This window comes from Streptomyces sp. NPDC059668 (genome assembly GCF_042734135.1).
GTDB lineage: Bacteria > Actinomycetota > Actinomycetes > Streptomycetales > Streptomycetaceae > Streptomyces.
In genome coordinates, this window is sequence record NZ_JBHWEL010000063.1 from 19,525 (window position 1) to 46,238 (window position 26,714).

The following is a 26,714-nucleotide window of genomic DNA, read 5'->3' on the forward strand; positions in this document are numbered from 1 at the left end:
CTCTACCAACATTGCCTTTCTCGTCTTCTCCTTATCTTTTTATCCCCACCTCTCCTTCTCCCCACCCCCGGGGGGGCGGGGGGGCGGGGGGTCGGGGTGGGGGTTCGCACCCCGGCCGGACCCCCCGTTACATGCCCCCCGTTGCATGTCCCCCGTACATGTCCCCGGGTTCAGCACCCGGGGCGCGCACACCACCCACCCTCCGCCCACGGCCTCGCGCCGCGTGCGGACGGCGTGCGTCGGCGGCCGGTCAGCGGCCCGTGGACCAGGTGTGCGAGTCGCCGCGGTCGTTCGCCACGCGGTCGCCGCACGGAATCCGGTGTCGCGCTTCATACGCTGCTGGACCTCGGCCCGCAGGTCGTCGACCACGACCCGGGTACGGAACCACCGCTCCTGGTCCCCGTGCAGGTCGCGCTGGGCGGCGGCGAGGCAACCGTCCGTGTGGGCGGTGACGGTGCAGCCGGTCGCGAGGGTGACGGCCGACTCGGGCCGGCCGCGGCCGGAGAGGGCGCCCCCTGAAGTCGGCGGTCCCCGTCCGGGGTGGGTCGCGGGGACAGCCCCTGCCGGGCCAGGCAGCGGTCCACGAGGACCCGCTGCGCGGCGTCGAGGAGGTCGTCCCGGTCACGCTCGGCCCTGGGCGACGGCGGGACGGTCCGCCGTGCGGGCGCCGTGGCACAGCCCGTCAGCGCGAGCGCCGCCGGCGTGGTGGCGCACAGCGCGCGAAGGAGTCGCACGGGTCGGCCGACATGCCCGGTTCCCGACAATTGATGATCTTTATCGGGGTGTGGTGTCATTCCTCCTGAAACAGCTCACGCCGGCGCAGAACCCGCAGGTCCGCGCGCTCCCCCACGCCCTCGCCCGGTGCCGGCGCAGGTGCCGGTTCCGGTGCCGAGGCCGGTGCCGTGATGCCGCCGCTACTTGTGGCGCGGCAGCCACGTGAACTTGTCGCCGCCCACCCAGCGCACCACGTCCGGGTCGTCGAGATCGTGGACGGTGATCCCGTAGGCGGCGGCCGTCACGAGTACGTCGGTGATCGCCCTCGCCTCGCAGACCACCTCGCCGTCGATCTCCATGATCCGGAACGGCGGCGTGCCCGGCTGTACCCCGAGCACCAGGATCCGTGGTTGGGAGATGTGGGGGCTCGCGATTTCGGTCATGAATAGAGCGTAGATCGATTCGCGCACGTGGGCGGGGGCGCGCGTCCAGCCGGGTGAGCCGCCCCGCCGTGCGGGCGCACGGCGGCTGGGCGAGGCTGGAAGGGCCCGCGGAGCTGGTGGAAGGTGGCGCCGATGGATCCCGTCGAGGCCCTGGACCGGATCGCGTTCCTGCTGGAGCGGTCCCAGGCCCCCACCTATCGCGTACGGGCCTTCCGCACCGCCGAGTCCCTGCTGGCCGGGCTCCCGGGTGACGAGGTCCGGCGACGCGCGGCCGACGGGACCCTGGAGTCGCTGAAGGGCATCGGGCCGAAGACGGCACAGGTCGTACGGGAGGCGCTCGGCGACCGGGTGCCCGGCTACCTGGAAAAGCTGGAGCGGACGGCCGGGGAGCCGCTCGCCCGGGGTGGCGAGGCGCTGCGGGCGCTGCTGCGCGGCGACTGTCACCTGCACTCCGACTGGTCGGACGGCGGCAGCCCGATCGAGGCGATGGGCCGGACCGCGGCCCGGCTCGGACACGAGTGGGCGGTGCTCACGGACCACTCGCCACGGCTCACCGTGGCGCGCGGCCTGTCGCCCGAGCGCCTGCGCGAACAGCTGACCGTGGTCGCGGAACTCAACCTGCGGTGGGCTCCGTTCCGGCTGCTCACCGGGATCGAGTGCGACATCCTCGACGACGGATCGCTGGACCAGGAGCCCGAGCTGCTGGACCTGCTGGATGTCGTGGTGGTGTCGGTGCACTCCAAACTGCGCATGGACGCGCGGTCGATGACCCGCCGCATGATCGCCGCCGTGCGCAACCCGCGCGCGGACGTGCTGGGGCACTGCACGGGCCGTCTGCTCACCGGGCGCCGACGCCCCGAGTCGGAGTTCGACGCGGACGCCGTCTTCGCGGCCTGCGCCGAATCCGGCACGGCTGTGGAGATCAACAGCCGTCCGGAACGGCTCGACCCGCCGCGCCGGCTGCTGCGCCGGGCGGTCGACGCGGGCGTGCTGTTCTCCGTGGACACCGACGCGCACGCCCCCGGTCAGCTGGACTGGCAGGTCCACGGCTGTGCGCGGGCCGAGGAGTGCGGGGTGCCCGCCGAGCGCGTGATCACCACCTGGACCGCGGACGAGCTGCCGGCCTGGACCCGCAGCCGGACTGCTCCGTCCCGCGCGACGGGCCCGTGACGGCGGTGGCCAGGGGGCGGGCACGCACTCTGCGGCGGCCTCGGTCCGCCCTCCCCACCTCCCGTTCGAGGTGACCCACATCACCGCCCCCTCCCTGGTCCCGGGGGAACACCAGCCGGTAGTTCCCCGTTAAATCAACCGTGGGTATGGATGGGACAGTGTCCCCGGGCCTCACCTATAGCCCACAGGGATGATCGTCCGGCTGATGCCCTGTGGAGCCCTTCGCCGAGAGGCGACCGCCATCCGTGCCCACCACAGACGGCCCCGACCGCGATTCCCCCGTCCGGTCGGGGCCTTTCTCCTGCTCACGAGCGGCGGCGCGCGCTTGACTTCGAGTGCTCTCCAATCCGTAACGTCGGCGCATGACCACTGCACAGCACAAGATCGGCTCGGGGTTCGGCGCCCACAGCACCGCCGACGACGTCCTCCAGGGGATCGACCTCTCCGGGAAGCTCGCGATCGTCACCGGTGGGTACTCGGGGCTCGGCCTGGAGACGACGCGCGCCCTCACCGGGGCCGGGGCCCACGTCGTCGTCCCCGCCCGGCGTCCCGACGTCGCCCGGGACGCGGTGGCGGACATCGACGGTGTCGAGGTGGACGAGCTCGATCTCGGCGACCTCGACAGCGTCCGCGCCTTCGCCGAGCGGTTCCTCGCCTCCGGCCGGACCGTCGACATCATGATCGACAACGCCGGGATCATGGCCTGCCCCGAGACCAGGGTCGGGCCCGGCTGGGAAGCCCAGTTCGCCACCAACCACCTCGGCCACTTCGCACTCGTCAACCGGCTCTGGCCCGCCATCGAGCCCGGTGGCGCGCGGGTCGTCTCCGTGTCCTCGACCGGCCACCACAACTCGGGCATCCGCTGGGACGACGTGCACTGGCGCGACGGCTACGACAAGTGGGGGGCGTACGGCCAGGCGAAGACCGCGAACGTCCTGTTCGCCGTCCACCTCGACCGGCTCGGCCGGGACTCGGGTGTGCGCGCCTTCGCCCTCCACCCCGGCGGCATCCTCACGCCGCTCCAGCGTCACCTCGCCAAGGAGGAGATGATGGAGCGCGGGTGGATCGACGAGAACGGCGTGCCGCTGAACCCGGACGCCTTCAAGTCGCCCGCCCAGGGCGCCGCGACCCAGGTGTGGGCCGCGACCTCGCCGCAACTGGCCGGTCTGGGCGGGGTGTACTGCGAGGACTGCGACATCGCCGAGGTGACCCCCGCGGACGGCGAGCGGACCGGCGTACGGGAGTACGCGATCGACCCCGAGCAGGCCGCCCGGCTGTGGGCGCTGTCGGCGGAACTGACCGGGGTGAACGCGTTCGCGTGACCTGACCTCGGGACGGCCCGGGTCCGGGTTCGGGCCCGACGAAGCCACCCCTGTCCGACGAAGCCACCGGTCCGGCCACGCCACCCGTCGACCGAAGTCATCCATCGACCAAAGTCATCCATCGGCCGAAGTCACCCGTCGGCCGGACCATGGCTCACGCGCGGGCCGCGAACTCCCGGAGGTCCGCGGTGAGCAGATCCGCGTGGGTGGCATAGAGGCCGTGGCCCGCGTTCTCGTAGACCTTGAGCGTGCTGTCGGGCAGCAGTTCCGCCGCGCGGCGGCCGGTCGGGGCGAGCGGCGCGGACGTGTCGTGGGTGCCGTGCACGACGAGTACGGGAAGGTCGATCTCCGGCAGATCGAGGGTGAGGTCCAGGGTGGCGACGAGCTCCCTGACAGCCGCGCCGGCGCGCGCGGTCGCACCGTGACAGCGGTCGACCGCGCCGCGGACGTACTCCGGGGAGAGGTCGTTGCCGGGCAGGCCGAGGGCGAAGAAGGCGTCGGCTCCCGCCGCGAAGAAGGCCGCCGGGTCGCGGCGGACGGTCTCGTTGCCGGCCCGGACGACCGCCGGATCGACGCCCGCCGCATGGTCCGCGGTGCGCACGACGCCCGGCACCACGCCTCCCACCAGCGCCGCCCTCGCCACCCGTGCGCCGGGGTGCCGGGTGAGACAGCGCACGACCTCCGCGGCCCCGACCGAGTGTCCGACCAGGGTCACGTCCCGCAGGTCGAGGTGGCGCAGCAGTCCGTCGACGTCGTCGGCCAGGCTGTCGAGGCCGAAGCCGTCCCACACGTCGTCCGACCGGCCGTGGCCGCGCCGGTCGAGGCCGACACACCGAAATCCCTCGTCGGCGAGCGGGAGCATCTGGAACTCCCACATCTCGGTGCCGAAGTAGGAGCTGTTGACGAACACGATCACCGGGCCCGTGGCGGGTCCGTAGTCCACGAAGTGCAGCCGGGTGCCGTCGACGGGGCTCTCGAAGTACGGCATGGGAATCCTCCCGGGATCCGGTCACGACGCGTGAGTGCCGCGGTACGTCCGCGGCACGTCCCTCATGGTTCCGGGAGGCGGGTGCCGGGTCGATTACCCCGGACGTCATGGCCACGCGCGGGCCGGTGGGTCAGTGCGGCGCCCGCTCCTCCAGTGCCGTGCGCCAGGCCGGGGAGGGCCCTTCGTTCACCGGCTCGGCGCGCCTGCCGCCCCGGGCGAAGAAATCGGCCAGAGGGAGGATCGCGGCGCCGACGGTCACCGCGTCCGGTCCGAGCCGGCCGAGGTCGATGGAGACGCGTTGGGCGGGATAGCGCAGGGCGTACGAGGTGGCGTACCGGCGTACCGCGGGCAGGAAGCGGGTGCCGAGCTGGAGTCCGGCCCAGCCGCCGATGAGGATGCGTTCGGGCTGGAACAGGTTGATCAGGTCGGACAGGCCCGCGCCCAGGTACTCGGCGGTCTCCTCCAGCACGGAGAGCGCCACCGGGTCGTGCTCGGCGTCCCCCGCGGGGTAGGCGGCGGCGAGCATCGCGGTGAGGGCGGTCTCCTCGTCGGTGCCCTCCGGCGGGCGTCCGCCCTCCTCGCGCCAGCGATCGAGCAGCGCCTCCGCACCCGCGTAGGCCTCCAGACAGCCGAGGGAGCCGCAACGGCAGCGGCGCCCCCTGACCCGTACGGTCAGGTGACCCCATTCGACGGACCTGCCGTTCTCGACGTCCTCCGTGACCAGGCAGGCGCCGACGCCGGAGCCGAAGAGGACCACGACCGCGTTGCGTGCGCCGCGTCCGGCACCGAACCACATCTCGGCCTGGCCGAGGGTCCGGGCGCCGTTGTCCGCGAAGTACGGCACGGTGTCGGGGAGTTGACAGGTCGAGCGGAGCAGGGACTCCAGCGGGACGGCGTCCCAGCCGATCGTCTGGCCGTGCACCACCGCGCCGCGCTCGGGCGTGCGGGCCACGATGCCGGGGACGCCGATGCCGACGCCGAGGAGCTGCTCCGGGTCGATCCCCGCCTCGGTGAGCACGTCGTTGATGCCGTCGCGGATGTGCCGGACGATGACGTCGACGTCGTACCGCCGACGCTGCGAGGGCCGGTCGACCTCGAACCCCTGGCGCTCCAACGGCCTTTCGGTGCGGGCGAGTTCGGTGAGGGTCAGATCGAACAGCTCGACGCGGACCCGGGTCTCGCCGACGTCCACGCCGATCATGTGGCCGCTGCCGGGCGCGACACGCAGCAGGGTACGGGGCCGTCCGCCGTCGGACTCGACGCTTCCGGCCTCCTCCACCAGTCCGTCGGCGACGAGTTCGGCGACCACGTTGCTGATGGAACCGGAACTCAGCCCGGTGGCCGGGCCCAGCTCGTAGCGGCTCATCGGGCCGTCGAAATACAAACGTTGCAGTACGGCGGTGCGATTGCCCCGCCGCAGGTCACGCACTGTCCGACCGTTGCGCCCCGCCATGTGAATCCCTTCCGGCCTGCCCGACCTGCAAGATACAGCTGCGCGATCCCTTGACGCGACTTTCTTCCGGGTCTTAACTCACGTCCTAAATTAAGCCATGAGGGTCGTTCGGGAAGTGAACGGACTCGGCCCTCGTGGCTCCCTCCGGGAAAGGGACATACGCAGCCATGCGCAGAATCCGAGCCGCGGCCGCCGGTGCGGTCACCATCTCCCTGCTGACCGCCGCGACCGCCTGTGGCGGCGGCTCGTCGAACGGCGGGTCCAACGACTCGCCGAAAACGCTCACGTACTGGGCGTCCAACCAGGGCGCCAGCATCGAGATCGACAAGAAGGTGCTCCAGCCCGAGCTGGACAAGTTCGAGAAGCAGAGCGGGATCAAGGTCAAGGTGGAGGTCGTACCCTGGTCCGACCTGCTGAACCGGATCCTCACCGCGACCACCTCCGGGCAGGGCCCGGACGTCCTCAACATCGGCAACACCTGGAGCGCCTCCCTGCAGGCCACCGGCGCCCTGCTGCCGTGGGACGCGAAGAACTTCGCCAAGATCGGCGGCAAGGACCGCTTCGTCGACTCGGCGCTCGGCTCGACGGGGGCCGAGGGCAAGGACCCGGCCGCGGTGCCGCTGTACTCGATGGCGTACGCGCTGTACTACAACAAGAAGTCGTTCGCCGACGCCGGCATCGCGAAGCCGCCGGCCACCTGGGACGAGCTGGTCGCCGACGGCAAGAAGCTGTCCAAGGGCGGCAAGTGGGGCCTGGGCGCCGAGGGCTCGAACGTGTCGGAGAACATCCACCACGTCTTCGTCTTCGCCAAGCAGCACGGGGCCGACTTCTTCACCGCCGACGGCAAGGCCGACTTCACCAACGACGGCGTGGTCGCCGCGGTCCAGCAGTACGTCGGACTGATGGCGAAGGACAAGATCATCGCGCCGGGCAACGCCGAGTACGCGCAGAACCAGTCCGTCAGCGACTTCGCCAAGGGCAAGAACGCCATGCTGCTGTGGCAGTCCGCGTCCGCCAACCTCAAGTCGCAGGGCATGAGCGAGGACGCGTACGGCATCGCGCCGGTCCCCGTGCAGTCCGGCACCCCCGGCACGGGCACGAACGTCAACTCGATGGTCGCGGGCATCAACCTCGCCGTCTTCAAGAACTCCAAGAACCTCGACGGCGCCGCCAAGTTCGTGAAGTTCATGACCAGCGACGCGGAGCAGAAGATCCTCAACACGGCGTACAGCTCGATCCCGCCGGTCAAGACCGCCCAGGGCGACGCCGCCTTCAACACCCCCTCGAACGCGGTCCTCAAGGACACCCTCGCCAAGAGCGCCGCCGCGCTGCCGCAGGTCGCCGACGAGTCCCAGTTCGAGACGGCGGTCGGGACCGCCGTGAAGGAGCTGTTCGCGGCCGCCGCCGCGGGACACCCGGTCACCACGGCCTCGGTGAAGGCCGAGCTCGAGAAGGCCCAGCAGCAGATGCCGAAGAAGTGAGTGCGGACACCCACATGACCACCACGACCGCCGCCTCCGCCGACTCCGGCGAGCGGACGGTGCGCAAGGACTCCCCCGGTGCGGCGCGCGGCCCGCGCCGCGCCGGGCGGATCCGCCGCATCGGACTGCCCTACCTGCTGCTCCTGCCCGCCCTGCTCCTCGAACTCCTGGTCCACCTGGTGCCGATGGTGATCGGCATCGTCATGAGCTTCAAGGAGCTCACCCAGTTCTACATCCGTGACTGGGGCACGGCGCCCTGGTCCGGCCTCGACAACTACAAGGTCTCGGTGGACTTCAGCGCGCCCGTCGGCAAGGCGCTGCTCCACTCGTTCATGGTCACGGTCGGCTTCACCCTGCTCTCGGTCGGCCTGTGCTGGCTGATCGGCACCGCGGCCGCGATCTACATGCAGGACACCTTCCGCGGGCGCGGCCTGCTGCGCGCGCTGTTCCTCGTCCCGTACGCCCTTCCGGTGTACGCGGCGGTCATCACTTGGGTGTTCATGTTCCAGCACGACAACGGCCTGGTGAACCACGTGCTGCACGACCAGCTGCACCTCACCGACAAGCCGTCCTTCTGGCTCATCGGCGACAACAGCTTCTACGCGCTGCTCGTCGTCTCCGTGTGGAAGGGCTGGCCGTTCGCCTTCCTGATCATCATGGCCGGCCTGCAGAACATCCCCGGCGAGCTGTACGAGGCGGCCGCCCTGGACGGCGCGGGCCTGTGGCAGCAGTTGCGCCGGATCACCCTGCCGTCGCTGCGGGCGGTCAACCAGGTCCTGATCCTGGTGCTGTTCCTGTGGACGTTCAACGACTTCAACACACCGTTCGTCCTGTTCGGCAGGACCGCCCCGGAGTCCGCGGACCTCATCTCGGTCCACATCTACCAGGCGTCCTTCGTCACCTGGAACTTCGGCACCGGGTCCGCCATGTCGGTCCTGCTGCTGCTCTTCCTGCTCGTGGTGACCGGTGCCTACCTGCTGCTGACCTCCCGGGGAAGGAAGACCGCCGATGTCTAGCACCTCGCAGGCACACCGCTCGCCGATGGCTCCGCCGCCCTCCTTCCTGTGGTCCCGGCGGATCTTCCTGACCCTGCTCACGGGCTTCGTCCTGGTGCCGGTCTACGTGATGGTCTCCAGCTCCCTGAAGCCGCTCGCGGACGTCTCGGGCAAGTTCCGCTGGGTGCCGAGCGGACTGACCATCCGCCCGTACATCGACATCTGGTCGACGGTCCCGCTGGCGAGGTACTTCGTCAACTCGCTGATCGTGGCCGGCGCGGCGACGGTCTGCTCGGTGGTGATCGCGGTCTTCGCGGCGTACGCCGTCAGCCGCTACGAGTTCCGGGGCAAGCGGACCTTCACGGTCACCGTGCTGTCCACGCAGATGTTCCCCGGCATCCTCTTCCTGCTCCCGCTGTTCCTCATCTACGTCAACATCGGCAACGCGACGGGCATCGCCCTGTTCGGCTCCCGCGGCGGGCTGATCCTGACCTATCTCACCTTCTCGCTGCCGTTCTCGATCTGGATGCTGATCGGGTACTTCGACTCGGTCCCGCGCGACCTGGACGAGGCGGCTCTGGTGGACGGCTGCGGTCCGCTGGGCGCGCTGTTCCGGGTCGTCGTGCCCGCCGCGATCCCCGGCATCGTCGCGGTCGCCGTCTACGCCTTCATGACCGCCTGGGGCGAGGTGCTGTTCGCGTCGGTGATGACCAACGACACCACGCGCACGCTCGCCGTCGGGCTCCAGGGCTACTCGACGCTCAACAACGTGTACTGGAACCAGATCATGGCCGCGTCGCTCGTGGTCAGCGTCCCGGTGGTCGCCGGCTTCCTGCTGCTCCAGCGCTACCTCGTCGCCGGGCTGACGGCCGGAGCCGTCAAGTGACCCACTCCACCACCCCCGAAGGGACTTCCGTGACCATCGACCTTGCCGCACTTCCCGAGAACTTCCTGTGGGGCACGGCCACGTCGGCCTACCAGATCGAGGGCGCCGTCACCGAGGACGGCCGCTCCCCCTCCATCTGGGACACCTTCTCGCACACCCCCGGCAAGATCGACAACGGCGACGACGGGGACCTCGCCTGCGACCACTACCACCGCTGGCGCGAGGACATCGACCTGATGCGCCAACTGGGCACCAACGCCTACCGGTTGTCCGTCGCGTGGCCGCGCGTCGTACCCGGCGGCGACGGCCCGGTCAACGCGAAGGGCCTCGACTTCTACGACTCGCTGATCGACGGTCTGCTGGAGGCGGGCATCACCCCCTCGGTCACCCTCTACCACTGGGACCTGCCGCAGGCGCTCCAGGACCGCGGTGGCTGGCCGGCCCGTGAGACGGCGCTGCACTTCGCCTCGTACGCGTCGGTCGTCGCGGAGCGCCTCGGTGACCGCGTCAAGCACTGGACCACCCTCAACGAGCCGCTGTGCTCGGCCTGGATCGGTCACCTGGAAGGGCGGATGGCCCCCGGCCTCGCGGACATCGCGGCCGCGGTCCCCGCCTCGTACCACCTCCTCCTAGGGCACGGGCTTGCCACCCAGGCGATCCGCGCGGCGGTCCCGGACGCCCAGGTCGGCATCGTGAACAACCTGGCGAGCGTCGAGGCCGCCACCGACCGCCCCGAGGACGTCGCGGCGGCCCACCGCCTCGACGGGCACACCAACCGCTGGTGGCTCGACCCGGTGCACGGCCGTGGCTTCCCGGCGGACATGCGTGAGCTGTACGGGGTCGAACTCCCCGAGCAGCCCGGTGACTTGGAGACGATGGCGGAGCCGCTGGACTGGCTGGGCCTCAACTACTACTTCCCCTCCAGCGTCGTCGACGACCCCACGGGGCCGATCCCCCAGGTCAGCGCGATCCGCCGTCCGGGAGTGCCTCGCACCGCCATGGACTGGGAGGTCGAGGCCTCCGGCATCGAGCGCCTCCTGCACCGTCTGACGGACGACTACGGCGCCCGCAAGCTCTATGTCACGGAGAACGGTTCCGCGTACCCCGACGTCGTCCGGCCCGACGGAACGGTCGACGACCCGGAGCGCACGGACTATCTGGAGCGCCATCTCGCCGCCTGCGCGTCGGCGGCGCGCAAGGGTGTCCCGCTCGCGGGCTACTTCGCCTGGTCCCTCCTCGACAACTTCGAGTGGGCCTACGGCTACGACAAGCGCTTCGGACTCGTGCACGTCGACTACAAGACGCAGAAGCGCACGGTGAAGGGCAGCGGACACCGGTACGCGGACATCATCCGCCAGTACGGGGAGCGGGGGCGCAACGCGGCCTAGCGGGGACCCGGCGGCCACATGAGGGGCGTTCGCCCTCGCGCGGCCGCCGGGGACGCGGTCGCCCGCGCGCGGGGACCTCGGTGTCCCGTGCCGGCGCCAGGCCGGGACGTCACCCGGGGGCGGGGCCCGCGGGTCGGGCGGGGGCGGCGGTGACGGTGACGGCCCGGTCGAGGGTCGTGGGCGGGTGGCCGATGACGTGCCGAATGTCGTCGGTCTGCCGTTCCAGGGCACCGGCGCGCGCCTGGTCCTCCAGCCGGCCCTGGGCGCCGGGCGCGCGGTCCTGCCGATCCCGGCGGACGACGGGCTTCCCCGAGACGCGGCCGATCATGCAGCGATCCCTCACCGCGACACGGCCGCGTCGACACGGAGGTCCGGACCCACCCGATCCGGACGTCGGCTCGCCGTCGGCGAACAACGGGCCTCGCGTCAAGGCCCTTTCAGCGGGCGCCGGCCGTTCGGTCGAGGAACCGCCGCAGCCCGACGCGCACGCCGTCGGTGCCCACGGTGGCCGTGAAGCACGCCGCCTCCAGGGCGAGTCCCTCGTCGATGGGCAGCTCGACGCCGCGGGTGACCGCGCGCAGGCAGGCCGCCACGGCCGTCGGTGCGTGCCGGCTGATCCGGCGGGCCAGCTCCCGTGCGGCGGGCAGGAGTTCATCGGCGGGGACGACGGCGTTGACGAGGCCGGTCTCCTCGGCCCGGGCGGCGGTGACGGGGTCGCCGGTGAGGATCATCTCGAGGGCACGCTTGCGGCCGATGTGCCGCGGCAGCCGCTGTGAGCCACCGAAGGGCGGCGGAAAACCCAGGGATATCTCGGGTTTGGCGAACGTGGCGTGTTCCGCGGCGATCGCCAGCGGGGCCGCCTCCGTGATCTCGCAACCGCCCCCGTACGCGAGTCCGTTGACGGCGACGATCACGGGCTTGGGGAACTCCTCGATCCGGCGGGTCAGTGCGTGTCCTCGTCGCACGACCTCGCGCAGCGCGCGTTCGGGGCCGCCCGCGATGCTCCCGGCCAGCGAAGGGATGTCCGCGCCCGCGCTGAACGCCCTGTGCCCGGCGCCGGTCAGGACGACCGCGCGGACCGAGTCGTCCGCGTCGATGCGGTCGAGGCTCGCGAGGAGCGCGTCGATCGTGGGGTAGTCGAGAGCGTTGAGTTTGCGTTCCCTGTCGATGGTGATCGTGACGACACTCTCGTCCCGGTCGGTCCGTACGGTCATCCCACCCGCTCCGTTCGGTCGGTGCTCGGACGGGTCGAGGCTAGGAGCCGTAGCCTGGGGCGATCCACTCATTGTCCTAGATACAGGTCGGTGCGGGTGCCCCATGCGTGCTCCCTCCTACGAGGCCATCGTCGACGAGTTCGCCGCGTCGATCAGAGCCGGCAGGCTCCCCGCGGGCACCCGTCTTCCGACGCACCGCGCGCTCTCGCGCGAGCGGCGGATCGCGCTGGCCACGGCCACCCGGGTCTACGCCGAACTCGCCGCCATGGGCCTGGTGGTGGGGGAACCCGGGCGAGGGACGTTCGTGCGGGTCCAGCCCGGCTACGACGGTCTGGAACCCTCCCGCGCCCTGCCGGTGCCGAGAGTCGCGGACCTGTCGTTCAACCAGCCTTCCGGCGAGGGCCGGTCCGACCGGCTGCGGCGGGCCCTGCGCGCGCTGTCCGTCTCGGGCGAGGCCGAGGCACTGCTCCGGCAGGACCCGCCGGGCGGTCGCCTGCGCGAGCGGGCGCTCGTGGCCACCTACCTGCTCGGGCGGGGAATAGACACGGCGCCGGCGAACGTCCTGCTCACCAGCGGCACCCAGCAGGCCATGGACTGCGTGCTGCGCTCTCTCACCAGGCCCGGTGACGTCCTCGCGGTCGACGCGCTCAGCTACCCCGGGATCAAACTGCTCGCCTCGGCCCACCGGCTCGGCCTGGCCCCGGTCCCGGTCACGGCGACGGGGCCCGACCTCGGCGCGCTCGACCTCCTGTGCCGTGCACGGCCCGTCCGTGCGATCTACGCGATTCCCACCCTGCACAACCCGCTCGGCTGGGTCCTCGACCAGGAACGGCGTGACCGCCTTGTCGCCGTCGCCCGTGCGCACGACTGCCTGATCGTCGAGGACGGCACCTACGCCTTCCTGGACCGGTCGCCGCCGCCTCCCCTTCAGGCCCTCGCCCCCGAACGCACCTGCTACGTCGCCGGACTGTCCAAGAACGTGGCTCCGGGCCTGCGGTTCGGTTTCACCGTGCTGCCCGGCCGCCACGTGGAGGCCGTCACCAGTTGCCTTCGCCTGGCGGCCTGGGGTGCCCCGGGACTGATCACCGCGCTCGCCACGGGCTGGCTGGCGGACGGCACGGTGGCCCGCTGGGAGGAGGACCGCCGGGGCGACGCGGCCGCCCGGCAGGACATCGCCCGCTCGGCGCTCGCCGGGATGTCTCTCACGGCGCATCCGGTCTCCTACATGGTCTGGCTCGGCCTGGAGTCGCACCAGCGCCCGGATCACGTCGCCGCGCGACTCGCCCGGGCAGGCATCCTCGTGTCCACCGCGGACGCCTTCGCCACGGGTCCCCACCGTCCCCGGGCGCTGCGCCTGGCACTCGCCACCCCACCCCGGGACGAGCTCGGGAACGTGTTGCGGCACCTGCGGGGCGTGCTGGACGCGATCCCGCCGTGACCGGCCGGGGTCGCCTCCCGCGACGGCGTTCGCCGCCCACGGACGACGGTCGCTCGCCGGCGGAACGGCCGACCGGCCAACCCCGTCGGCGTGGGCGCGATGGCGCCGACGCCAAGAGGGAACGCCGGAAGGACGACCCCGGGAAGCCGGGACGCCCGCGCTGCCGCGGGGCGGCCCGGCCGGACCGGAGCCGCACCGCCTCAGCCGGTGCCCGACTCGGCGCGGGCGTAGAACGCGGCCAACTCGTGCGGGTTCTTGGTGAAGACGTCGATCCTGCGCACCGTACCGTCCTCGACCTGGTGGATCTCGACCAAGGTCAGCGGGAACTCCTCACCGGTCGTGTGGGCCGTGAGGGTTCCGGTGAGGGTTCCGACGACGCCGGTCGGACCCTCGTACACCTCGGCGGCGGTGATGGCCACCTCGGCGTAGCCCGTCATCGCGCCCAGGACCGACCGCGCGAACGCCTCCCGGCCCTGGTGCACGCCGCCGTAGGGGAGTTGGTTCGGCTCGTCGACGACCACCTCGGGGGCGAGCCTGGCCAGGACACCCGGTACGTCGCCCTTGCCCAGCGCGTCGTACAGCCCTCGTACGACGTCGGCGCGGCTCTCCGTGACCGTCTCGTTCAGGGTACTCATCTCGTCTTCTCCCTCAGTCGTGTTCCGGTACTCGCACCCCGAGCGGACCGGGGCGGACACCATGCAACGGGAGACGGCCGTGCCCGGGGAGTCCTCGCTGTGAGGGGTACTGGCAGGGACCCCCGCCCGCCGGGCTGCCTGCCTACCCTGTCCTCATGGACAACCGGGACGCAGTCAGCGCATTCCTCCGCTCCCGGCGCGACAGGATCACCCCCGAGCAGGCGGGTCTGCCGACGTACGGTCAGCGGCGGGTGCCCGGACTGCGCAGGGGTGAGATCGCCGCGCTCGCCGGCGTGAGCGTCGAGTACTACACGCGCCTGGAGCGCGGCACCCTCAAAGGCGTCTCCGACAGCGTGCTGGACGCCCTCGCCCACGCCCTGCGGCTCGACGACACCGAGCGCACGTACCTGTACGACCTCGCCCGCGCCGCCGGACCGGCGCCCGGGGCCCGGGCGCGGCCGCGGGCGGCCCGGCCGACGGTGCGGCCGAGCGTGACACGGATCGTCGAGGGCATGCCGGAGCTGCCGGCGTACGTGATGAACAACCGCCTCGACACCCTGGCCGCCAACCCGCTCGGCCGGGCCCTGTACTCGGAGATGTTCGCCGACCCGGCCTGTGGTGGGAACGTCGCGCGGTTCGCGTTCCTCAACCCCGCGGCCGGACGGTTCTACACGGACTGGGAGCGCATGGCCCGGTTCGCCGTGGGTGCGCTGCGCGTCGAGGCGGGGAGACGGCCCTACGACCGGGAACTGACGAACCTGATCGGTGAACTGTCCACCCGCAGCGACGCCTTCCGCGTGCTGTGGGGGTCCCACGACGTGCACGTCTTCCGCGACAGCACGAAACGACTCAACCATCCGCTCGTCGGCGACCTGGAACTCGATCAGGAGACCATGAGCCTGCCGGACGAGAGCGGCCTGAGCGTGGTCGTCTACAGCCCGCGGCCCGAAACCCCCGCCGCGGACGCCCTGAAGCTGCTCGCCACCTGGTCCGCCACGACCGGACACGGCGGGGCGCGCGGTCCGGGGTCGTCACGCCGGGGGCGCGAGGACGAGGACGACGTTCACAGCACGTGCGGCCCGGAGACGAAGTGACCGTTGCGGTCGTAGGGCCACGCGTTGGCGACGCACCCGTGCAGGCCCTTGATCTGTTGCATCATGACGGGGGCCGGTCGCCCGGGGCCCGCGCAGGTCATGTGCGTGTAGCCCAGGAAGTGTCCCATCTCGTGGTTGACGATCAGCGCCCGGTAGTCATGGATCGGACCGTCGAACGTGGGCGATCCCCTGACCCAGCGCTTGAGGTTCACCACCACCCCGCCGGGGGTCTCGCAGTTGTACTCGCCTCCGGTGTCCTGGTGGATGCCCGCCCAGCACAGGGCGTCCGCCGTTCCCGGTGTCGCGATCTTCACCGTGAGATCGTGCGGCGCCTCCGCGCTCACCAGCCGAAACGAGTGGGCCTCGTCGTGGGTCCAGCCTCGGGGCGCGGCAAGGATGCCGGCGATCTCGTCCGCCGCTTTGGTCGGCGAGAGGTCGATCCCGGTCTCGACCTCCACGACATAGCGGAGCGGACGTGTGCCGCGGCCAGCCTTCGCGCCGGTGGCCTGCGCGGCGACGAAGGTGCCGGTGCCGGTCGAGGGGATGTCGATCTTCGTGGAGGTCGGGGTCGGTCTCCGGGTCGGGGTCGGGGGCCGCGTGAGGGAGGGCGTGGGTGTCCTGCGCACCGTGCCCTGGGGACGCGCCGGGCCGCCCGGCGTACCACTCGATGCGTCGTTGGACGCGTCGCTCCGTCCGCCGTCGAGCAGGAACGTCGCGGAGCCGAGCAGGCCGACGGTGAGCAGCGTGCCGATCAGCCAGCGCCTGCCCCCGCGGCTCGAACGGCCCCGGCGGCTCGAACGGCCCCGGCGGCTCGGCCGGCCCCGGCGGTGGGCGGGCCGGTACTGACGGCCGCCGCGACGCGGAGCCACGTCGCTGTCGGTCGGTGACGCGGTTTCCCGCTCTCGTGCCGCATACATGGCAGCCGAGACTGGTCACGTCAGATGATGACCATGAGCTCGGACGGTAACGAAGAGATAACGAGAGGTTCCCGTTGGTACCGCGGACCGGAGAGCCCGGGGCGCGTCCCGATCCGATGTGATCCTTCTGTAACAGCTCCCGGGCGGGGCCCTCCTCTCGAACAGTCACCGAACACGTTCCGTGCATACTGGCGAAGTGCCACGAGTCCTACTTGTCGAAGACGACCCAGATGTCCGTAAGGCCGTCCAGCTGGCGCTGCGACATCAAGGACATGACGTCTTCGCCGCCGGAACGGGTGAGGAGGGACTGGAACAGCTCCGGCCCTTCCATCCGGACGTCGTCGTTCTCGACCTCATGCTGCCCGGCATCTCCGGCCTCGACGTGTGCCGCCGGATCAGGGACCGCGACCAGGTGCCGATCATCATGGTCACCGCCAAGGGCGACGACATCGACGTCGTCGTGGGGCTGGAGGCCGGCGCGGACGACTACGTGGTCAAGCCCGTGCAGGCCCGGGTGCTCGACGCGCGGATACGGGCCGTGCTGCGCAGGCAGGACGTGTCGGTCTCCGACGCCGTCCGGCCCCGGGCGGAGTCGCACGGCGAGCTGGTCATCGACCGGGCCGGACTCCTGGTGTCACACCGGGGTGAACCCGTCGCGCTCGCCCCCTCCGAACTCCGGCTGCTGCTGACCCTGTCGGCCTCGCCCGGCCAGGTCTTCAGCCGCCAGCAGCTGCTGGAAGCGGTCTGGGAACACAGTTACCACGGCGACATACGGCTGGTGGACGCCTGTGTGAAGCGACTGCGCGGGAAGCTAGGTGAGCTGGGCGGCGCCCCCCGTTACGTCCAGACCGTACGCGGCTTCGGATACCGCTTCGGTGCCTCATGAGCGTCCCCAGAGTCGTGCGGGCACGGAGGACCGAAAGTACACCCGAAGCCGTACGGGACCGCCGGTCGGCGCGGGACGGCGGGGCGGTCCGGGATCGTGAGGCCGCCGCGGCCCGGGTGGGCCGTGGGCCGGTGCGGTTCCTCCGGGCGGTCCTGGCGAAGGCGCCCCTCCCGCTGCGGGGACTGCGCCCCCGCCTGGTGGTGGCCTTCGCCCTGGTGGCCGTGGTCAGTGCCCTGAGCACCGGCGCGCTCGCCTTCCGGGAGGCGCGCACGGGGGTGCTTCAGCAGAGCCAGGACTCCGTCATCCGGCAGTTCCGGACCAGCGTCGACGCCGTGGCCGCCTACACTCCCCTGCCGCCGAGCCGGTCGGACCTGGCGACGGCGGTGAACCAGGTGCTCCGTGCCAACCCGTCACAGGGCTGGCAGGTCATGGCCACCTACGGCGGTCTCCGGGCCTTCGCGCCGGACGACATCTCCGTCAGGCTGAGCCCCGAACTGCGCCGGTCCGTGGGAACCCGCCGCGCCGCGGTGTTCCAGCGGGTGAACGCCGACGGGCATCCGTATCTCGTCGTCGGAATGCCGGTCACGTCCGACTCCGGCGATGGAACGGATGCCGAGCTCTCGGGGTTCGTGATGTACCTGGTGGTGCCGCAGAACACCGAACAGGCCTACGTCCAGGCGATGGTGAGCGGCATCGAGCGCGCGACCCTGGTGGCCCTGTGCCTCGCCGTCGTCCTGGCGCTGCTGGCGGCGAGCGGTGTCCTCCGTCCCGTGCGCGCGCTGCGCCGGGCGACGCGCCGGATGGCCGAGGGGCACCTCGACATCCGGCTGGCGGTCGACGGTTCCGACGAACTGGCCGACCTCTCACGGTCCTTCAACGACACGGCGGCCGCGCTGGAGCGGTCGGTCGCGGAGTTGCGCCGCCTGGAGGCCCGGGCACGGCGCTTCGCCGCGGACGTCTCCCACGAACTGCGGACGCCGCTCGCGGCGATGTCGGCGGTCACCGACGTGCTGGACGAGAACGCGCCGCGCCTGGACCGGGAGACCGGCGACGCGCTGCGGCTCGTCAGCGAGGGAACCAGTCGGCTGAGCGTGCTGGTGGAGGACCTGATGGAGATATCCCGCTTCGACGCGGGCGCCGTCCGGCTCAACCTGGACGAGGTCGACCTGGCCGAGTCCGTCCGCCGCACCCTCGCCGCTCGGGGGTGGCAGGGCCGGGTGGAGACCCGCCTGCCCCGGCCCGGCGCGCTCAGGACGCGCGTGGATCCGCGGCGGCTCGACGTGGTGGTGGCCAATCTGGTCGGCAACGCGCTGCGGCACGGGGCACCGCCGGTACGGCTGACCATGGGGGTGAGGGAGGAACGGGCGGACGTGGCATGGGCCGTGATCGAGGTGAGCGACAACGGACCGGGGATCGCCGAGGAAGCCATGCCGCACATCTTCGAACGCTTCTACAAGGCGAGCACCGCGCGCACCAGGAGCGAGAGCAGCGGGCTGGGCCTGGCCATCACGGCGGAGAACGTGTACCTGCACGGAGGGCGCATCGGTGCGGCGAACCGGCCGGAGGGCGGATCGGTGTTCACGGTCGAACTCCCTCTGCGCCGTGACTCCGTAGCGGCCGGCGACGACACCACGGGTGCCCGGTGAAGGGCGCGCGCGTCCCGGCGCTGCTGCTCTCGCTCACGGCCGCGCTCACGCTGGCGGCTTGCGGAGTCCCGCCGTCCGACGTCATCCAGGCCGGCGTACCGGCGAGCGGCATGTCCTCTCCCCGCGCCACGCCCCCGGCGCCCACCGCGATCCCCCTCTACTTCCTGCGTGACGGTGACCTGGCGTCCTATCCCCGGAAGGTCCCCGACCCCGGTGACCTCGGCGCTGTCGTACGTCTGCTGTTCGGCGGACCGACCACGACCGAGGCCGTGACGGCCACCACTGCGCTCCCCCGCCTATCGGACACACCGGACGTGGCGCTCGGCGACGGCAAGGACGTCTCCGTCCAGCTGCCCAAGGGGGTCCCTCCCCTCAGCCACGTCGCCATGCGGCAGTTGGCGTGCACGATGGCCCACGTGAAGCTGCCGACCGTCGCGCCGCCCACGGACACGGGTGCGGCAGGAGCCACGTCGGCTCCTCCCGCCACGGCGCGTCGCTCCCCCGACGACAGGAGCGTGCAGGTGGTCGGGGACGGCTGGACGATGACGCAGTCGGCCGCCGCGTGCCCCGGCCCGCACGGCTGATCATCCGCTGTGCCGTGTCTTCCACCGTACGGTCCGCAGCACCGCGAGGACGCACAGCGTGCCGAACAGGCAGGACCAGCCGTTCACCAGATGGACGGGCGCGAACTCCGCGGCGACACCGGCCGCCACCATCCCCGCGCCCTGGATCGTCATCAGTCCCGCCGACTGCACGGTCATCGCCCGCCCGCGCATCTCCTCCGGCACGGCGTCGACGAACCACTGGTCCACCCCCAGGGTGTACGCGCCGGTGAGGCCGGCCACGAACATCGCCGCGAGGGACCAGGGCAGCGAGGGCCGCAACAGGAAGACGGCGTACGGCAGCAGGGAGCAGGCCACCAGGGGTCCGGCGATCCGCCCGCGGACCGCCGGGCTCAGATACCCGCCGGCCAGGGACTCCCCCAGGATCATGCCGACCGGCATCGCCGCCATGAAGAGACCGAGCCCCGTCGTGCCCGCGCCGGCCGCATCCGCGTACGGCGCCGCCAGCGCCTCGGGGACGACGGCGAAGAACGACGGCACCCACCCGAGCATCAGGAGCGAACGCACCCGGCGGTCCGCCAGCAGCCGGCCCGTGCCGCCACCGTCCGCGTGGTCGCTGGCACCGCGTGCGGGCCGCCGCCGCGTGCCCAGGCGCAGCAGCAGCGCCGAACCGAGGAAGGCGGCGGCCGTGAGCAGCAGCGCGCCGCGCGGCGACACGACGATCAGCAGCAGCCCACCGACCCCGAATCCGACGACCTGCGCCCCCTGCGCCACGATCCGGATCAGGGAGCGCCCGAGCACGAAGGCGTCGCCGGGGAGGATGTCGGCCAGGCTCGCCGCCCGCGTCCCCGTGAAGACCGGGCCGACCGTCGCCATGAGGCCGCGCAGGACGAGCAGGACGGCGATCGGCGTCCCGGGCAGGACCATCCCGAGAGCGCACGCGGCGCACAGCAGGTCGCAGACCACCAGCACCCGCCGGGGCGGGAAGCGGTCCGCGATCCCGGCCAGCAGTGTCCCGCTGACCGCGTACGGCACGAAGCCCAGCGCGAAGGTGAGCGCCGACAGCAGTGGCGAGTCGGTGAGCCGGAACACCAGCACCGCGAGCGCGATCTGGGCCACGACGGTCCCCTGCAACGACAGTACGTGCGCCGCGAACACGGCCCGGAACTCCCGCACGGCGAAGACGGACCGGTAGCCCCCCGAGGGGACGTCGGCAACGGGGGCGGGGGCGGGGCTGGCGTCAGGGGTGGCGTCGGCGTCGGCTTTCCACGTCATGGGCCGCAGCCTGGCGGCGCGGGGCCGCGGCCCGTAGTGTTTCGGCTGTGGCCGAAAGTTCCGGCCCGGGAGGAGGTCGAGCGGTGCCCGTCCACATGCGCTTCGGGCCGGACGACCTGCTGCGCTGCCGGTTCGGGATATCCCCGCTCTGGGAGGTCCAGGGCGCGGTCCGCACCCTCAAGCAGGTACGGCTGCAGGGCTACCACCTGCCCTGGCTGCGGCAGACGGAGGCGGCGGCGCGTGAGCTCGACCTCACGCCGCTGTGGCTGCTGATGCCGTACCACGGTCACACCCCGGACTTCCTCTGCCCGCCACCGGACGGCCCGCTGACCTCGATCGGGGACGACCTGGCCCGCCTGCGTGCCACCGATCCCGACACCGCCCTCGACGACCTGGCGCGCTCCCTCGCCGACACCCCGAGCGCGGCGGACACCCCGCAGGGCCGTGTCATGCTCGCCGATCCGGCGCGCGCGGTACGGGAGTTGGCGGATCTCTGCGAGCGGGTGTGGGACGCTCTGGTCGCCCCGTACTGGCCCCGGCTGCGCGCCGTGCTGGAGGCCGACATCGCCTTCCGGGCGCGCCGGCTCGCGGACGACGGGCTGACCGGGCTCTTCGCCGATCTGCATCCCTCGCTGAGCTGGGCGAACGGGACCCTGACGCTGCACAGGCGGACGGAGCACGACCGGGACCTCGGCGGTGACGGCCTGGTCCTCGCGCCGAGTGTCTTCGTGTGGCCGGACGTCGCGGCGGGCTTCGACCCGCCCTGGCAGAGCACCATCGTCTATCCGGCACGCGGTATCGGTGGCCTGTGGCAGGCCCCGCAGTCCGGTTCCGACGCCCTCGTGCGGCTGCTGGGCGCCAACCGGGCCGCCCTCCTCGGCGGTCTCGCCGAGCCGGCGACAACCAGCGCGCTCGCCCACCGGCACGGTCTCGCCCTGTCGTCCGTCTCGTCCCACCTGTCGGTGCTGCGTGACGCGGGCCTGCTCACCTCCCGCCGCTACGGCCACCAGGTCCTCTACGAGCGCACGCCGCTGGGCACCGCGCTCGCGGACGCCTGACCGGGCTGAACCGGTCTGACCGGGCTGAACCGGTCTGACCGGGCTGACCGGACCGGCCGGACCGGCCGGACCGGCCGAGGCTCGGTGGCCGTCAGCCGATCTTGTCCGTGAAGCCCACCGAGAGATACGTCCCCCTGCACCTCCCTGCCGTTCCCGGCACTTCGCCGCCCTCATGGTGCGCCGTCGTCCCGGGCGGTCCTGATCACCCCGCACCTCATGCGGTGTCCATCTCCCGTGCAGCCGAGGCCTGTTCCCCCGTTGCGGGCTCTGCGATAGGCTCACTGGCCGTCCCCCGCCTGTGGCCAGGCCATCGATCACGACCGACGCGGCGGTCCGGCCGGCTTCACCTGGCGTTGTCGAGTGCACCCAGGAGAGAAAAGCAGCCGTGAACAACGTGGATGCGCCCGTTCGGGACGCGCCCGGTCCGGCCGGGCCGGGCGACCGGCGATCCGGTGACCTCCAGACGCTGCTCGACGAGGGCACCCGTGCCGTCGTCGACGACGGTGATCTGCGCACCGGCCGAGACCGCTTCGAACGCGCCTTCCGGATCGCCGAGTCGGTGGGCGAGGAACGGGCGATGGCGGTGGCCGCCCTCGGCTTCGGCGGCCTGTGGGTGCACGAACACCGCACGGTGGCCGGTTCGGTACTCCTGGAGTCGCAGATACGCCGGGCCCTGGAGTTGCTGGACCCCCAGTCGTCGCTGGCGCTGCGGCTGCGGATCCGGCTGGCCGGGGAGGGCGACTACCGCAACAGCGACAACACGGCGGTACTGGCGCTGCTCCAGCAGGCGAGGGGCCGGCAGAACCCGATGGCGCGTGCCGAGGCGCTGAGCCTGGCCCATCACTGCCTGGTCGGCCCCGAACACGGGGCACTGCGCCGTGCACTGGCCGCCGAACTGGTCGCGGAGAGCTTCCGTACCTCCCGCCGCAGCGATCTGCTCATGGGCCTGCTGTGGCAGACCGTCGACATGTTCCTGGACGGCGACCCGCACGCGGAACGCTGCCTGTCGGAGCTGCGCGGCCTGCTGGCCGAACAGGACCATCTCGCGGTGGGCTTCGTCGTCAGCGCGATGGAGGTCATGCTCGCCGTCCGCGCGGGCCGCCTCGACGAGGCGGAGGCCCTGGCCAAGGCCTGTACGGAGCGCGGGATCGCCGCCGGTGACGTCAACGCCACGGTGTGGCAGGCCGCGCAGCTGGTGACCATCCGCTGGTACCAGGGCCGGGTGGTCGAACTCGTCCCGCTGCTCAGCGAGGTGGTCAACTCCCCCACGCTGAGCGCCGTGGACGATCACGCCCTGGCCGCGCTGGCGGTGGCCGCGGTGACGGCAGGTGACCGGCGCAAGGCCGTCAGCGCGCTGGCCACGCTGTGCGGCCACGACCTCGGGGAGCTGCCGCGGTCGAGCAGTTGGCTGGTGACGATGCACGGGGTCGCGGAGGCCGCCTATCTCCTCGACGACACCGCCACGGCCGCGCGGGTCTACGAACTACTGGGCCCGTACGGTCATCTGCCGATCGTGGGCAGTCTCGCCGTCGCCTGTTTCGGCTCGGCGCACCACGCGCTGGGCGTCGCCGCGCTGACCATGGGGGACGTCGACCGGGCCGTGACCCATCTGCGGGACGCGGTACGGCAGAACCTCGCCCTCGGGCACTGGCCCGCGGTCACGGCCTCCTGGGAGCGGCTCGCGGTGGCGCTCGTCCGGGCCGGCCGGCCGGACGAGGCCGACGCGGTCCGGCGGGAGATGGCCGCGGCCGCCGAGGACGCCGCGGCGCCGTCGCCGACGACCGGGGGGCCTGGCGGCGAGGTCGGGCAGACCCCGGACGGTCACGGCGAGGTCGGGCGGGGCGCGGACGGGCAGGCGCAGTCCGCGGCGTTCTGTACCCGGCTCGGCCGTAAGTGGCGGATCGGGTTCGGTGGGCGCAGCGTCCTGGTGGACCACAGCGTGGGCATGCTCCATCTGGTGGTGCTGATCGCCAACCCGCGCCAGGAGATCCGGGCCGTCGACCTCGTGGCGGGGATGACCGCGCTCGACGGGGCCGTCGAGCCGGCGGGCGTGTCCGGGCAGCGGACGCTCGACCGGGTGGCGATGCGGGAGTACCGCGGCCGTCTGGCCCGACTGCGCCTGGAACTGGACGAGTTCAAGGCGGCCGACGACATCGAGCGCGCCGCCACGGCGCAGGCCGAACACGACTGGCTGGTGCGCCAGTTGGCGGGTGCCACGGGACTGGGCGGACGCGCCCGGCGCTTCCCCGAGGGCGAGGAACGCTCCCGGGTCTCGGTGAGCAAGGCCATCCGCCGGGCGCTGGACCGGATCGCGGTGGCCGACCCGGTGATCGGTGACCACCTGCGGCACGCGGTGCACACCGGGGTGCGGTGCTCGTACTGGCCGGCGTGACGCGTTCCCGGCCGCGCCGCCCGGACCGAGGACCGTCCCCGGCGCACCCCCTCGGCACCGGGACGGGCCGAGGTCCGGCGCCTTCATGTGCGCGCGTACGGACAGGGCGGGCCGGCCCCGTGGTGCGGGGCGCCGTCCCGCCCTGCGCGGATGAGGGGCCCGTCGGAACCCTGGGCGGTACCGCACCGCAATCGGCCGTGCGGTACCGCAGCGCAATCGGCCGGCAGCCCGCGCGGCACCACCGCACCACCTCCGCCGGCAGCCCCCGCGGCACCGCCGTGCGGTGCCGCGTTCGCAGGGCGCGGCAGCGGCGGGTCGGCACCGTCCGGTCGCCGGACTACTCGTGGTCGGTCCGCGTCACAGCCCGGTCAGCGTCTGCCAGGTCGTGGCCGCGACGACCCCGTCGGCCGGCAGGCCGTGGGCGGCCTGGAAGGACCGCACCGCGCCGACCGTGGCCGCGCCGAAGGCACCGTCCACGGTCAACGTGAGCCCGTGGGCGCTGAGTTGGCGCTGCAACGCCGTCACCGCGGGTCCGCTGGCGCCCTGCTGCACGGTGGCGGCGAGGGCCCGCCAGGTCGCCGCTCCGACGATCCCGTCGGCGGTCAGACCGCGGCCGGTCTGGAAGGACCGCACCGCACCGCCGGTGGACGGGCCGAAGGAGCCGTCCACGCCCAGCGCGGCTCCGCGGGCGTTGAGCAGGTACTGCGCGGTTCTCACCCGCTCGCCGCTCGCCCCCTGCTGGACCACCGGCCAGCCGGTACTCGGCAGCAGTGTGCCGCGCCCGGCGGGCAGCGGGAACGGCGTGGGGAGGAGCAGTTGGGTGTTGCGGGCGTCGGCCGCTCCCCGGCGCTTGTCGATACCGGCCGCCACCGCCTGAAGGTCGTTGGCCGCCAGTTCGCGTCCCAGTGAGGCCAGCGAGGCGGGGGTGCTGGTGTCCCCGGCGCACGACAGCGGTGCGTCGGAGTCGACCATGGTGGTGAAGACGGACAGGATGCCGCCGCCTTCGGCGATCTCGAAGATCCGGCTCTGGACGGGCCAGTCGATGTGCGAGGCCGTGTTCACCTCCCAGAAGCCGTTGCCGATGGCGGACGGCCAGGAGGGCCGGTGGGCCGAGATGTTGTTGGTGTGGGTGTGGCCGTCGACCATCAGGATCACGTTCGGGAAGCGCAGCAGCAGGTCGCGGAGGTCCGCGCCGCCGTAGGGGGACGCGCTGTCCGTGTTGTCCATGGAGTCGAGGGTGTGATGGCAGCAGACGACGATGAGTTTGTCGGTCACGCCGGGCTGGTTGACGACCGTCCTGGCCCGGGTGCCGTCGGAGTCGTCGAGTTCGTAGCGTGAACTGTTCGCCTTGAGCTGGGCGTTCAGCCAGTTCCACTGGTCCTTGTCGAGGGCGCCGTCGGCGCCGCCGCCGGTGTTGGTGGTGTCCAGCACGAGGAACTGGACCACGTCGTCCGGTGCCGTGGGAATGGCGTAGTAGCCCTTGTCGCTGCCGGAGGTGAAACCGTGTCCGCGCGGGGTGCCGGTGGTGGTGAAGTGCTCGGCGATGAAGTCGCTCCGCGCGAGCAGCCGGCGGGACGGGTCCGCCGTCACATGGGCGGTCCGGAGGGTGAACTCGCCCGTGAGGACGTCCTTGAGCAGGTCCAGGTAGTAGGACGCGGTGTTGTCGAAGACGTCCGGGACTCCTTCGACCTCGGTCAGTTTGGTGGCGCCGGTGGCGACGGCCTTGAGCGGGTCGAAGGGGAGGATGTCGATCGGGACGTTGCCCTGGACGAGCGCGTCGTGGTTGCCGTAGGCGGCGTACCAGGGCATGCCCAGCCCGGTCGCCGTGAACGGTCTGCGGGCGGCCCGCAGGAGACCGCTCACGACCGGGAACCCGTGGAGGGCGTTGTTGTCGGGAGGTGTCTGCCGTGCCTCCGGATGCCAGTAGTGGGTCTCCGTCCCGAACTGGCCGCCCGCCACGCTCTCGTCCTTGGTGAGGTCGCCGGAGTCCGGCCGCACCGGGTTGCCGTCGAGCAGGTCGATGTACCAACGCGACTCGTTGTACTGGCAGTTGTCGACCGCGTCGCCCGTGACGACGGTGAAGGCCAGCGGCGTGCTCGTCCGCGGGCCGCGGAGGACCTGCCGGACGGCGCGGCACATCGCGTCGGTCGTCTGGGTCGAAAGGAACTCGTGCGCGCGGTACGCCGATTCGGTCGGGTACGAGTTGTAGTGCGGGGGTCCGTAGTCCGCGAGCCGGTCCAGGCACTCGACGCGCAGGGGCGACTGGTCGTCGACGATGTGCAGGTCGGACATCTGCGCGAAGGCGATCAGCGAGCGGGTGACCTGCGGCACGGTGACGGGGGTGAGGTCGTTGCGGACCATGTGCGGCTCGCCGGGCCCGGCGACCACGCCGTGGTATCCCAGGCCCAGATCGGGACCGACCCGCACGGTCTGGTCCAGGGTGGTGAGCCCGAACGCCGTGCCGGTGCCCAGGGGCGGCGCCACGGCACGGGCGACGGCGCGCAGACCGCCGACGTCGATGGCCGCGGCCACCACGGCCACTCCGGCGGCGGTCAGAATCCTGCGACGGGAGATTGCCATGTCGATTCCTCCGGTGTGGGGGGTGACGTGGTGCGAATTCGTCGTTCGCGTGTCCCGCGCCCCGGTGACCGAGCCGGGTTCCGGGAGCCGGTACCGGACGGTTGCGGGGGTGGCGGAGACTCGCGTCAGGTGCCGGCCCCGCCGCCCCGGGGGGGGGGCCGGCCCCAAGACGGGGC

At 72.1% G+C, this 26,714-nt stretch carries 22 protein-coding genes; 13 read left to right on the plus strand and 9 right to left on the minus strand.

The genetic code is table 11. The features are described from left to right. Window positions 1-914 precede the first annotated feature (914 nt). Window positions 915-1,157, minus strand: a complete 243-nt coding sequence (locus ACFV2J_RS32660) for a hypothetical protein (RefSeq protein ID WP_385083638.1) — start codon at window positions 1,155-1,157, stop codon at window positions 915-917. A 132-nt stretch (window positions 1,158-1,289) separates the two neighbouring features. Here ACFV2J_RS32660 and ACFV2J_RS32665 point away from each other — a divergent pair, with 132 nt between their 5' ends. Both ACFV2J_RS32665 and ACFV2J_RS32670 read left to right on the plus strand, forming a co-directional pair. Continuing rightward, complete coding sequence (locus ACFV2J_RS32665; protein WP_385442005.1) at window positions 1,290-2,327, plus strand: PHP domain-containing protein; 1,038 nt, start codon at window positions 1,290-1,292, stop codon at window positions 2,325-2,327. Window positions 2,328-2,689: 362 nt separating this feature from the next. Then, window positions 2,690-3,649 (plus strand): SDR family NAD(P)-dependent oxidoreductase, encoded by a 960-nt coding sequence (locus ACFV2J_RS32670; protein WP_385442008.1) that lies wholly within the window; start codon window positions 2,690-2,692, stop codon window positions 3,647-3,649. Between the two features lie 154 nt (window positions 3,650-3,803). On the opposite strand, the gene ACFV2J_RS32675 is transcribed toward ACFV2J_RS32670, so the two are convergent. After that, a complete protein-coding gene (locus tag ACFV2J_RS32675) occupies window positions 3,804-4,637 on the minus strand; it encodes an alpha/beta fold hydrolase (protein WP_385442010.1) in 834 nt (277 codons plus the stop codon). 130 nt (window positions 4,638-4,767) lie between these two features. Continuing rightward, window positions 4,768-6,090, minus strand: a complete 1,323-nt coding sequence (locus ACFV2J_RS32680) for an ROK family protein (RefSeq protein ID WP_385083643.1) — start codon at window positions 6,088-6,090, stop codon at window positions 4,768-4,770. Between the two features lie 167 nt (window positions 6,091-6,257). On the opposite strand from ACFV2J_RS32680, the gene ACFV2J_RS32685 reads away from it, so the two are divergent. The 4 genes from ACFV2J_RS32685 to ACFV2J_RS32700 are packed head-to-tail and all read left to right on the plus strand — an operon-like array spanning window position 6,258 to window position 10,840. Next, a complete protein-coding gene (locus ACFV2J_RS32685; protein WP_385083644.1) occupies window positions 6,258-7,571 on the plus strand; it encodes an ABC transporter substrate-binding protein in 1,314 nt (437 codons plus the stop codon). Window positions 7,572-7,585: 14 nt separating this feature from the next. Beyond that, a complete protein-coding gene (locus tag ACFV2J_RS32690) occupies window positions 7,586-8,587 on the plus strand; it encodes a carbohydrate ABC transporter permease (protein WP_385442015.1) in 1,002 nt (333 codons plus the stop codon). 25 nt (window positions 8,588-8,612) lie between these two features. Continuing rightward, window positions 8,613-9,452: a carbohydrate ABC transporter permease gene (locus ACFV2J_RS32695; RefSeq protein WP_385442043.1), complete on the plus strand. Its 840-nt coding sequence runs from the start codon at window positions 8,613-8,615 to the stop codon at window positions 9,450-9,452. A 29-nt stretch (window positions 9,453-9,481) separates the two neighbouring features. Next, complete coding sequence (locus ACFV2J_RS32700; RefSeq protein WP_385083646.1) at window positions 9,482-10,840, plus strand: GH1 family beta-glucosidase; 1,359 nt, start codon at window positions 9,482-9,484, stop codon at window positions 10,838-10,840. Window positions 10,841-10,949: 109 nt separating this feature from the next. Here the strand turns inward: ACFV2J_RS32700 and ACFV2J_RS32705 are convergent, their stop codons facing one another. Next, the gene (locus ACFV2J_RS32705; RefSeq protein ID WP_385083647.1) at window positions 10,950-11,168 is read right to left on the minus strand and encodes a hypothetical protein; all 219 of its coding nucleotides are present in this window, start codon (window positions 11,166-11,168) and stop codon (window positions 10,950-10,952) included. A gap of 109 nt (window positions 11,169-11,277) precedes the next feature. Beyond that, complete coding sequence (locus ACFV2J_RS32710) at window positions 11,278-12,054, minus strand: enoyl-CoA hydratase-related protein (protein WP_385442019.1); 777 nt, start codon at window positions 12,052-12,054, stop codon at window positions 11,278-11,280. 103 nt (window positions 12,055-12,157) lie between these two features. On the opposite strand from ACFV2J_RS32710, the gene ACFV2J_RS32715 reads away from it, so the two are divergent. After that, complete coding sequence (locus tag ACFV2J_RS32715) at window positions 12,158-13,492, plus strand: PLP-dependent aminotransferase family protein (RefSeq protein WP_385083649.1); 1,335 nt, start codon at window positions 12,158-12,160, stop codon at window positions 13,490-13,492. 200 nt (window positions 13,493-13,692) lie between these two features. On the opposite strand, the gene ACFV2J_RS32720 is transcribed toward ACFV2J_RS32715, so the two are convergent. Further along, a complete protein-coding gene (locus tag ACFV2J_RS32720; RefSeq protein WP_385083650.1) occupies window positions 13,693-14,127 on the minus strand; it encodes a nuclear transport factor 2 family protein in 435 nt (144 codons plus the stop codon). 155 nt (window positions 14,128-14,282) lie between these two features. Between ACFV2J_RS32720 and ACFV2J_RS32725 the strand changes: the two genes are divergently transcribed. Further along, on the plus strand, window positions 14,283-15,221 hold the full coding sequence (locus ACFV2J_RS32725) for a helix-turn-helix transcriptional regulator (protein ID WP_385083651.1): 939 nt from the start codon (window positions 14,283-14,285) through the stop codon (window positions 15,219-15,221). On the opposite strand, the gene ACFV2J_RS32730 is transcribed toward ACFV2J_RS32725, so the two are convergent. Next, a complete protein-coding gene (locus tag ACFV2J_RS32730; RefSeq protein WP_385083652.1) occupies window positions 15,191-16,138 on the minus strand; it encodes a DUF3152 domain-containing protein in 948 nt (315 codons plus the stop codon). The genes ACFV2J_RS32725 and ACFV2J_RS32730 overlap by 31 nt on opposite strands. Before the next feature lie 196 nt (window positions 16,139-16,334). Here ACFV2J_RS32730 and ACFV2J_RS32735 point away from each other — a divergent pair, with 196 nt between their 5' ends. The 3 genes from ACFV2J_RS32735 to ACFV2J_RS32745 are packed head-to-tail and all read left to right on the plus strand — an operon-like array spanning window position 16,335 to window position 19,254. Then, the gene (locus ACFV2J_RS32735) at window positions 16,335-17,024 is read left to right on the plus strand and encodes a response regulator (RefSeq protein WP_385083653.1); all 690 of its coding nucleotides are present in this window, start codon (window positions 16,335-16,337) and stop codon (window positions 17,022-17,024) included. Beyond that, entirely contained in the window at window positions 17,021-18,670 is a 1,650-nt protein-coding gene (locus tag ACFV2J_RS32740; RefSeq protein WP_385083654.1) for an ATP-binding protein, read from the plus strand. The genes ACFV2J_RS32735 and ACFV2J_RS32740 overlap by 4 nt, the downstream gene beginning before the upstream one ends. Continuing rightward, window positions 18,667-19,254 (plus strand): hypothetical protein, encoded by a 588-nt coding sequence (locus ACFV2J_RS32745; RefSeq protein WP_385083655.1) that lies wholly within the window; start codon window positions 18,667-18,669, stop codon window positions 19,252-19,254. The genes ACFV2J_RS32740 and ACFV2J_RS32745 overlap by 4 nt, the downstream gene beginning before the upstream one ends. On the opposite strand, the gene ACFV2J_RS32750 is transcribed toward ACFV2J_RS32745, so the two are convergent. Next, entirely contained in the window at window positions 19,255-20,508 is a 1,254-nt protein-coding gene (locus tag ACFV2J_RS32750) for an MFS transporter (RefSeq protein WP_385083656.1), read from the minus strand. 83 nt (window positions 20,509-20,591) lie between these two features. Here ACFV2J_RS32750 and ACFV2J_RS32755 point away from each other — a divergent pair, with 83 nt between their 5' ends. Both ACFV2J_RS32755 and ACFV2J_RS32760 read left to right on the plus strand, forming a co-directional pair. After that, the gene (locus ACFV2J_RS32755) at window positions 20,592-21,566 is read left to right on the plus strand and encodes a DUF5937 family protein (RefSeq protein ID WP_385083657.1); all 975 of its coding nucleotides are present in this window, start codon (window positions 20,592-20,594) and stop codon (window positions 21,564-21,566) included. A gap of 385 nt (window positions 21,567-21,951) precedes the next feature. After that, window positions 21,952-23,958 (plus strand): tetratricopeptide repeat protein, encoded by a 2,007-nt coding sequence (locus ACFV2J_RS32760; RefSeq protein ID WP_385442028.1) that lies wholly within the window; start codon window positions 21,952-21,954, stop codon window positions 23,956-23,958. Window positions 23,959-24,315: 357 nt separating this feature from the next. Here ACFV2J_RS32760 and ACFV2J_RS32765 read toward each other — a convergent pair whose 3' ends face one another. Next, window positions 24,316-26,538, minus strand: coding sequence for a TIGR03767 family metallophosphoesterase (locus ACFV2J_RS32765; protein WP_385442031.1), 2,223 nt, complete (start codon window positions 26,536-26,538; stop codon window positions 24,316-24,318). Between the last annotated feature and the right edge of the window lie 176 nt (window positions 26,539-26,714).

Bases quoted from the DNA above. Each gene is read 5' to 3' on its own strand.
- ACFV2J_RS32660 (WP_385083638.1), bottom strand. From the start codon at position 1,157: ATGACCGAAATCGCGAGCCCCCACATCTCCCAACCACGGATCCTGGTG.
- ACFV2J_RS32665 (WP_385442005.1), top strand. From the start codon at position 1,290: ATGGATCCCGTCGAGGCCCTGGACCGGATCGCGTTCCTGCTGGAGCGG.
- ACFV2J_RS32670 (WP_385442008.1), top strand. From the start codon at position 2,690: ATGACCACTGCACAGCACAAGATCGGCTCGGGGTTCGGCGCCCACAGC.
- ACFV2J_RS32675 (WP_385442010.1), bottom strand. From the start codon at position 4,637: ATGCCGTACTTCGAGAGCCCCGTCGACGGCACCCGGCTGCACTTCGTG.
- ACFV2J_RS32680 (WP_385083643.1), bottom strand. From the start codon at position 6,090: ATGGCGGGGCGCAACGGTCGGACAGTGCGTGACCTGCGGCGGGGCAAT.
- ACFV2J_RS32685 (WP_385083644.1), top strand. From the start codon at position 6,258: ATGCGCAGAATCCGAGCCGCGGCCGCCGGTGCGGTCACCATCTCCCTG.
- ACFV2J_RS32690 (WP_385442015.1), top strand. From the start codon at position 7,586: ATGACCACCACGACCGCCGCCTCCGCCGACTCCGGCGAGCGGACGGTG.
- ACFV2J_RS32695 (WP_385442043.1), top strand. From the start codon at position 8,613: ATGGCTCCGCCGCCCTCCTTCCTGTGGTCCCGGCGGATCTTCCTGACC.
- ACFV2J_RS32705 (WP_385083647.1), bottom strand. From the start codon at position 11,168: ATGATCGGCCGCGTCTCGGGGAAGCCCGTCGTCCGCCGGGATCGGCAG.
- ACFV2J_RS32710 (WP_385442019.1), bottom strand. From the start codon at position 12,054: ATGACCGTACGGACCGACCGGGACGAGAGTGTCGTCACGATCACCATC.
- ACFV2J_RS32715 (WP_385083649.1), top strand. From the start codon at position 12,158: ATGCGTGCTCCCTCCTACGAGGCCATCGTCGACGAGTTCGCCGCGTCG.
- ACFV2J_RS32720 (WP_385083650.1), bottom strand. From the start codon at position 14,127: ATGAGTACCCTGAACGAGACGGTCACGGAGAGCCGCGCCGACGTCGTA.
- ACFV2J_RS32725 (WP_385083651.1), top strand. From the start codon at position 14,283: ATGGACAACCGGGACGCAGTCAGCGCATTCCTCCGCTCCCGGCGCGAC.
- ACFV2J_RS32730 (WP_385083652.1), bottom strand. From the start codon at position 16,138: ATGTATGCGGCACGAGAGCGGGAAACCGCGTCACCGACCGACAGCGAC.
- ACFV2J_RS32740 (WP_385083654.1), top strand. From the start codon at position 17,021: ATGAGCGTCCCCAGAGTCGTGCGGGCACGGAGGACCGAAAGTACACCC.
- ACFV2J_RS32750 (WP_385083656.1), bottom strand. From the start codon at position 20,508: ATGACGTGGAAAGCCGACGCCGACGCCACCCCTGACGCCAGCCCCGCC.
- ACFV2J_RS32765 (WP_385442031.1), bottom strand. From the start codon at position 26,538: ATGGCAATCTCCCGTCGCAGGATTCTGACCGCCGCCGGAGTGGCCGTG.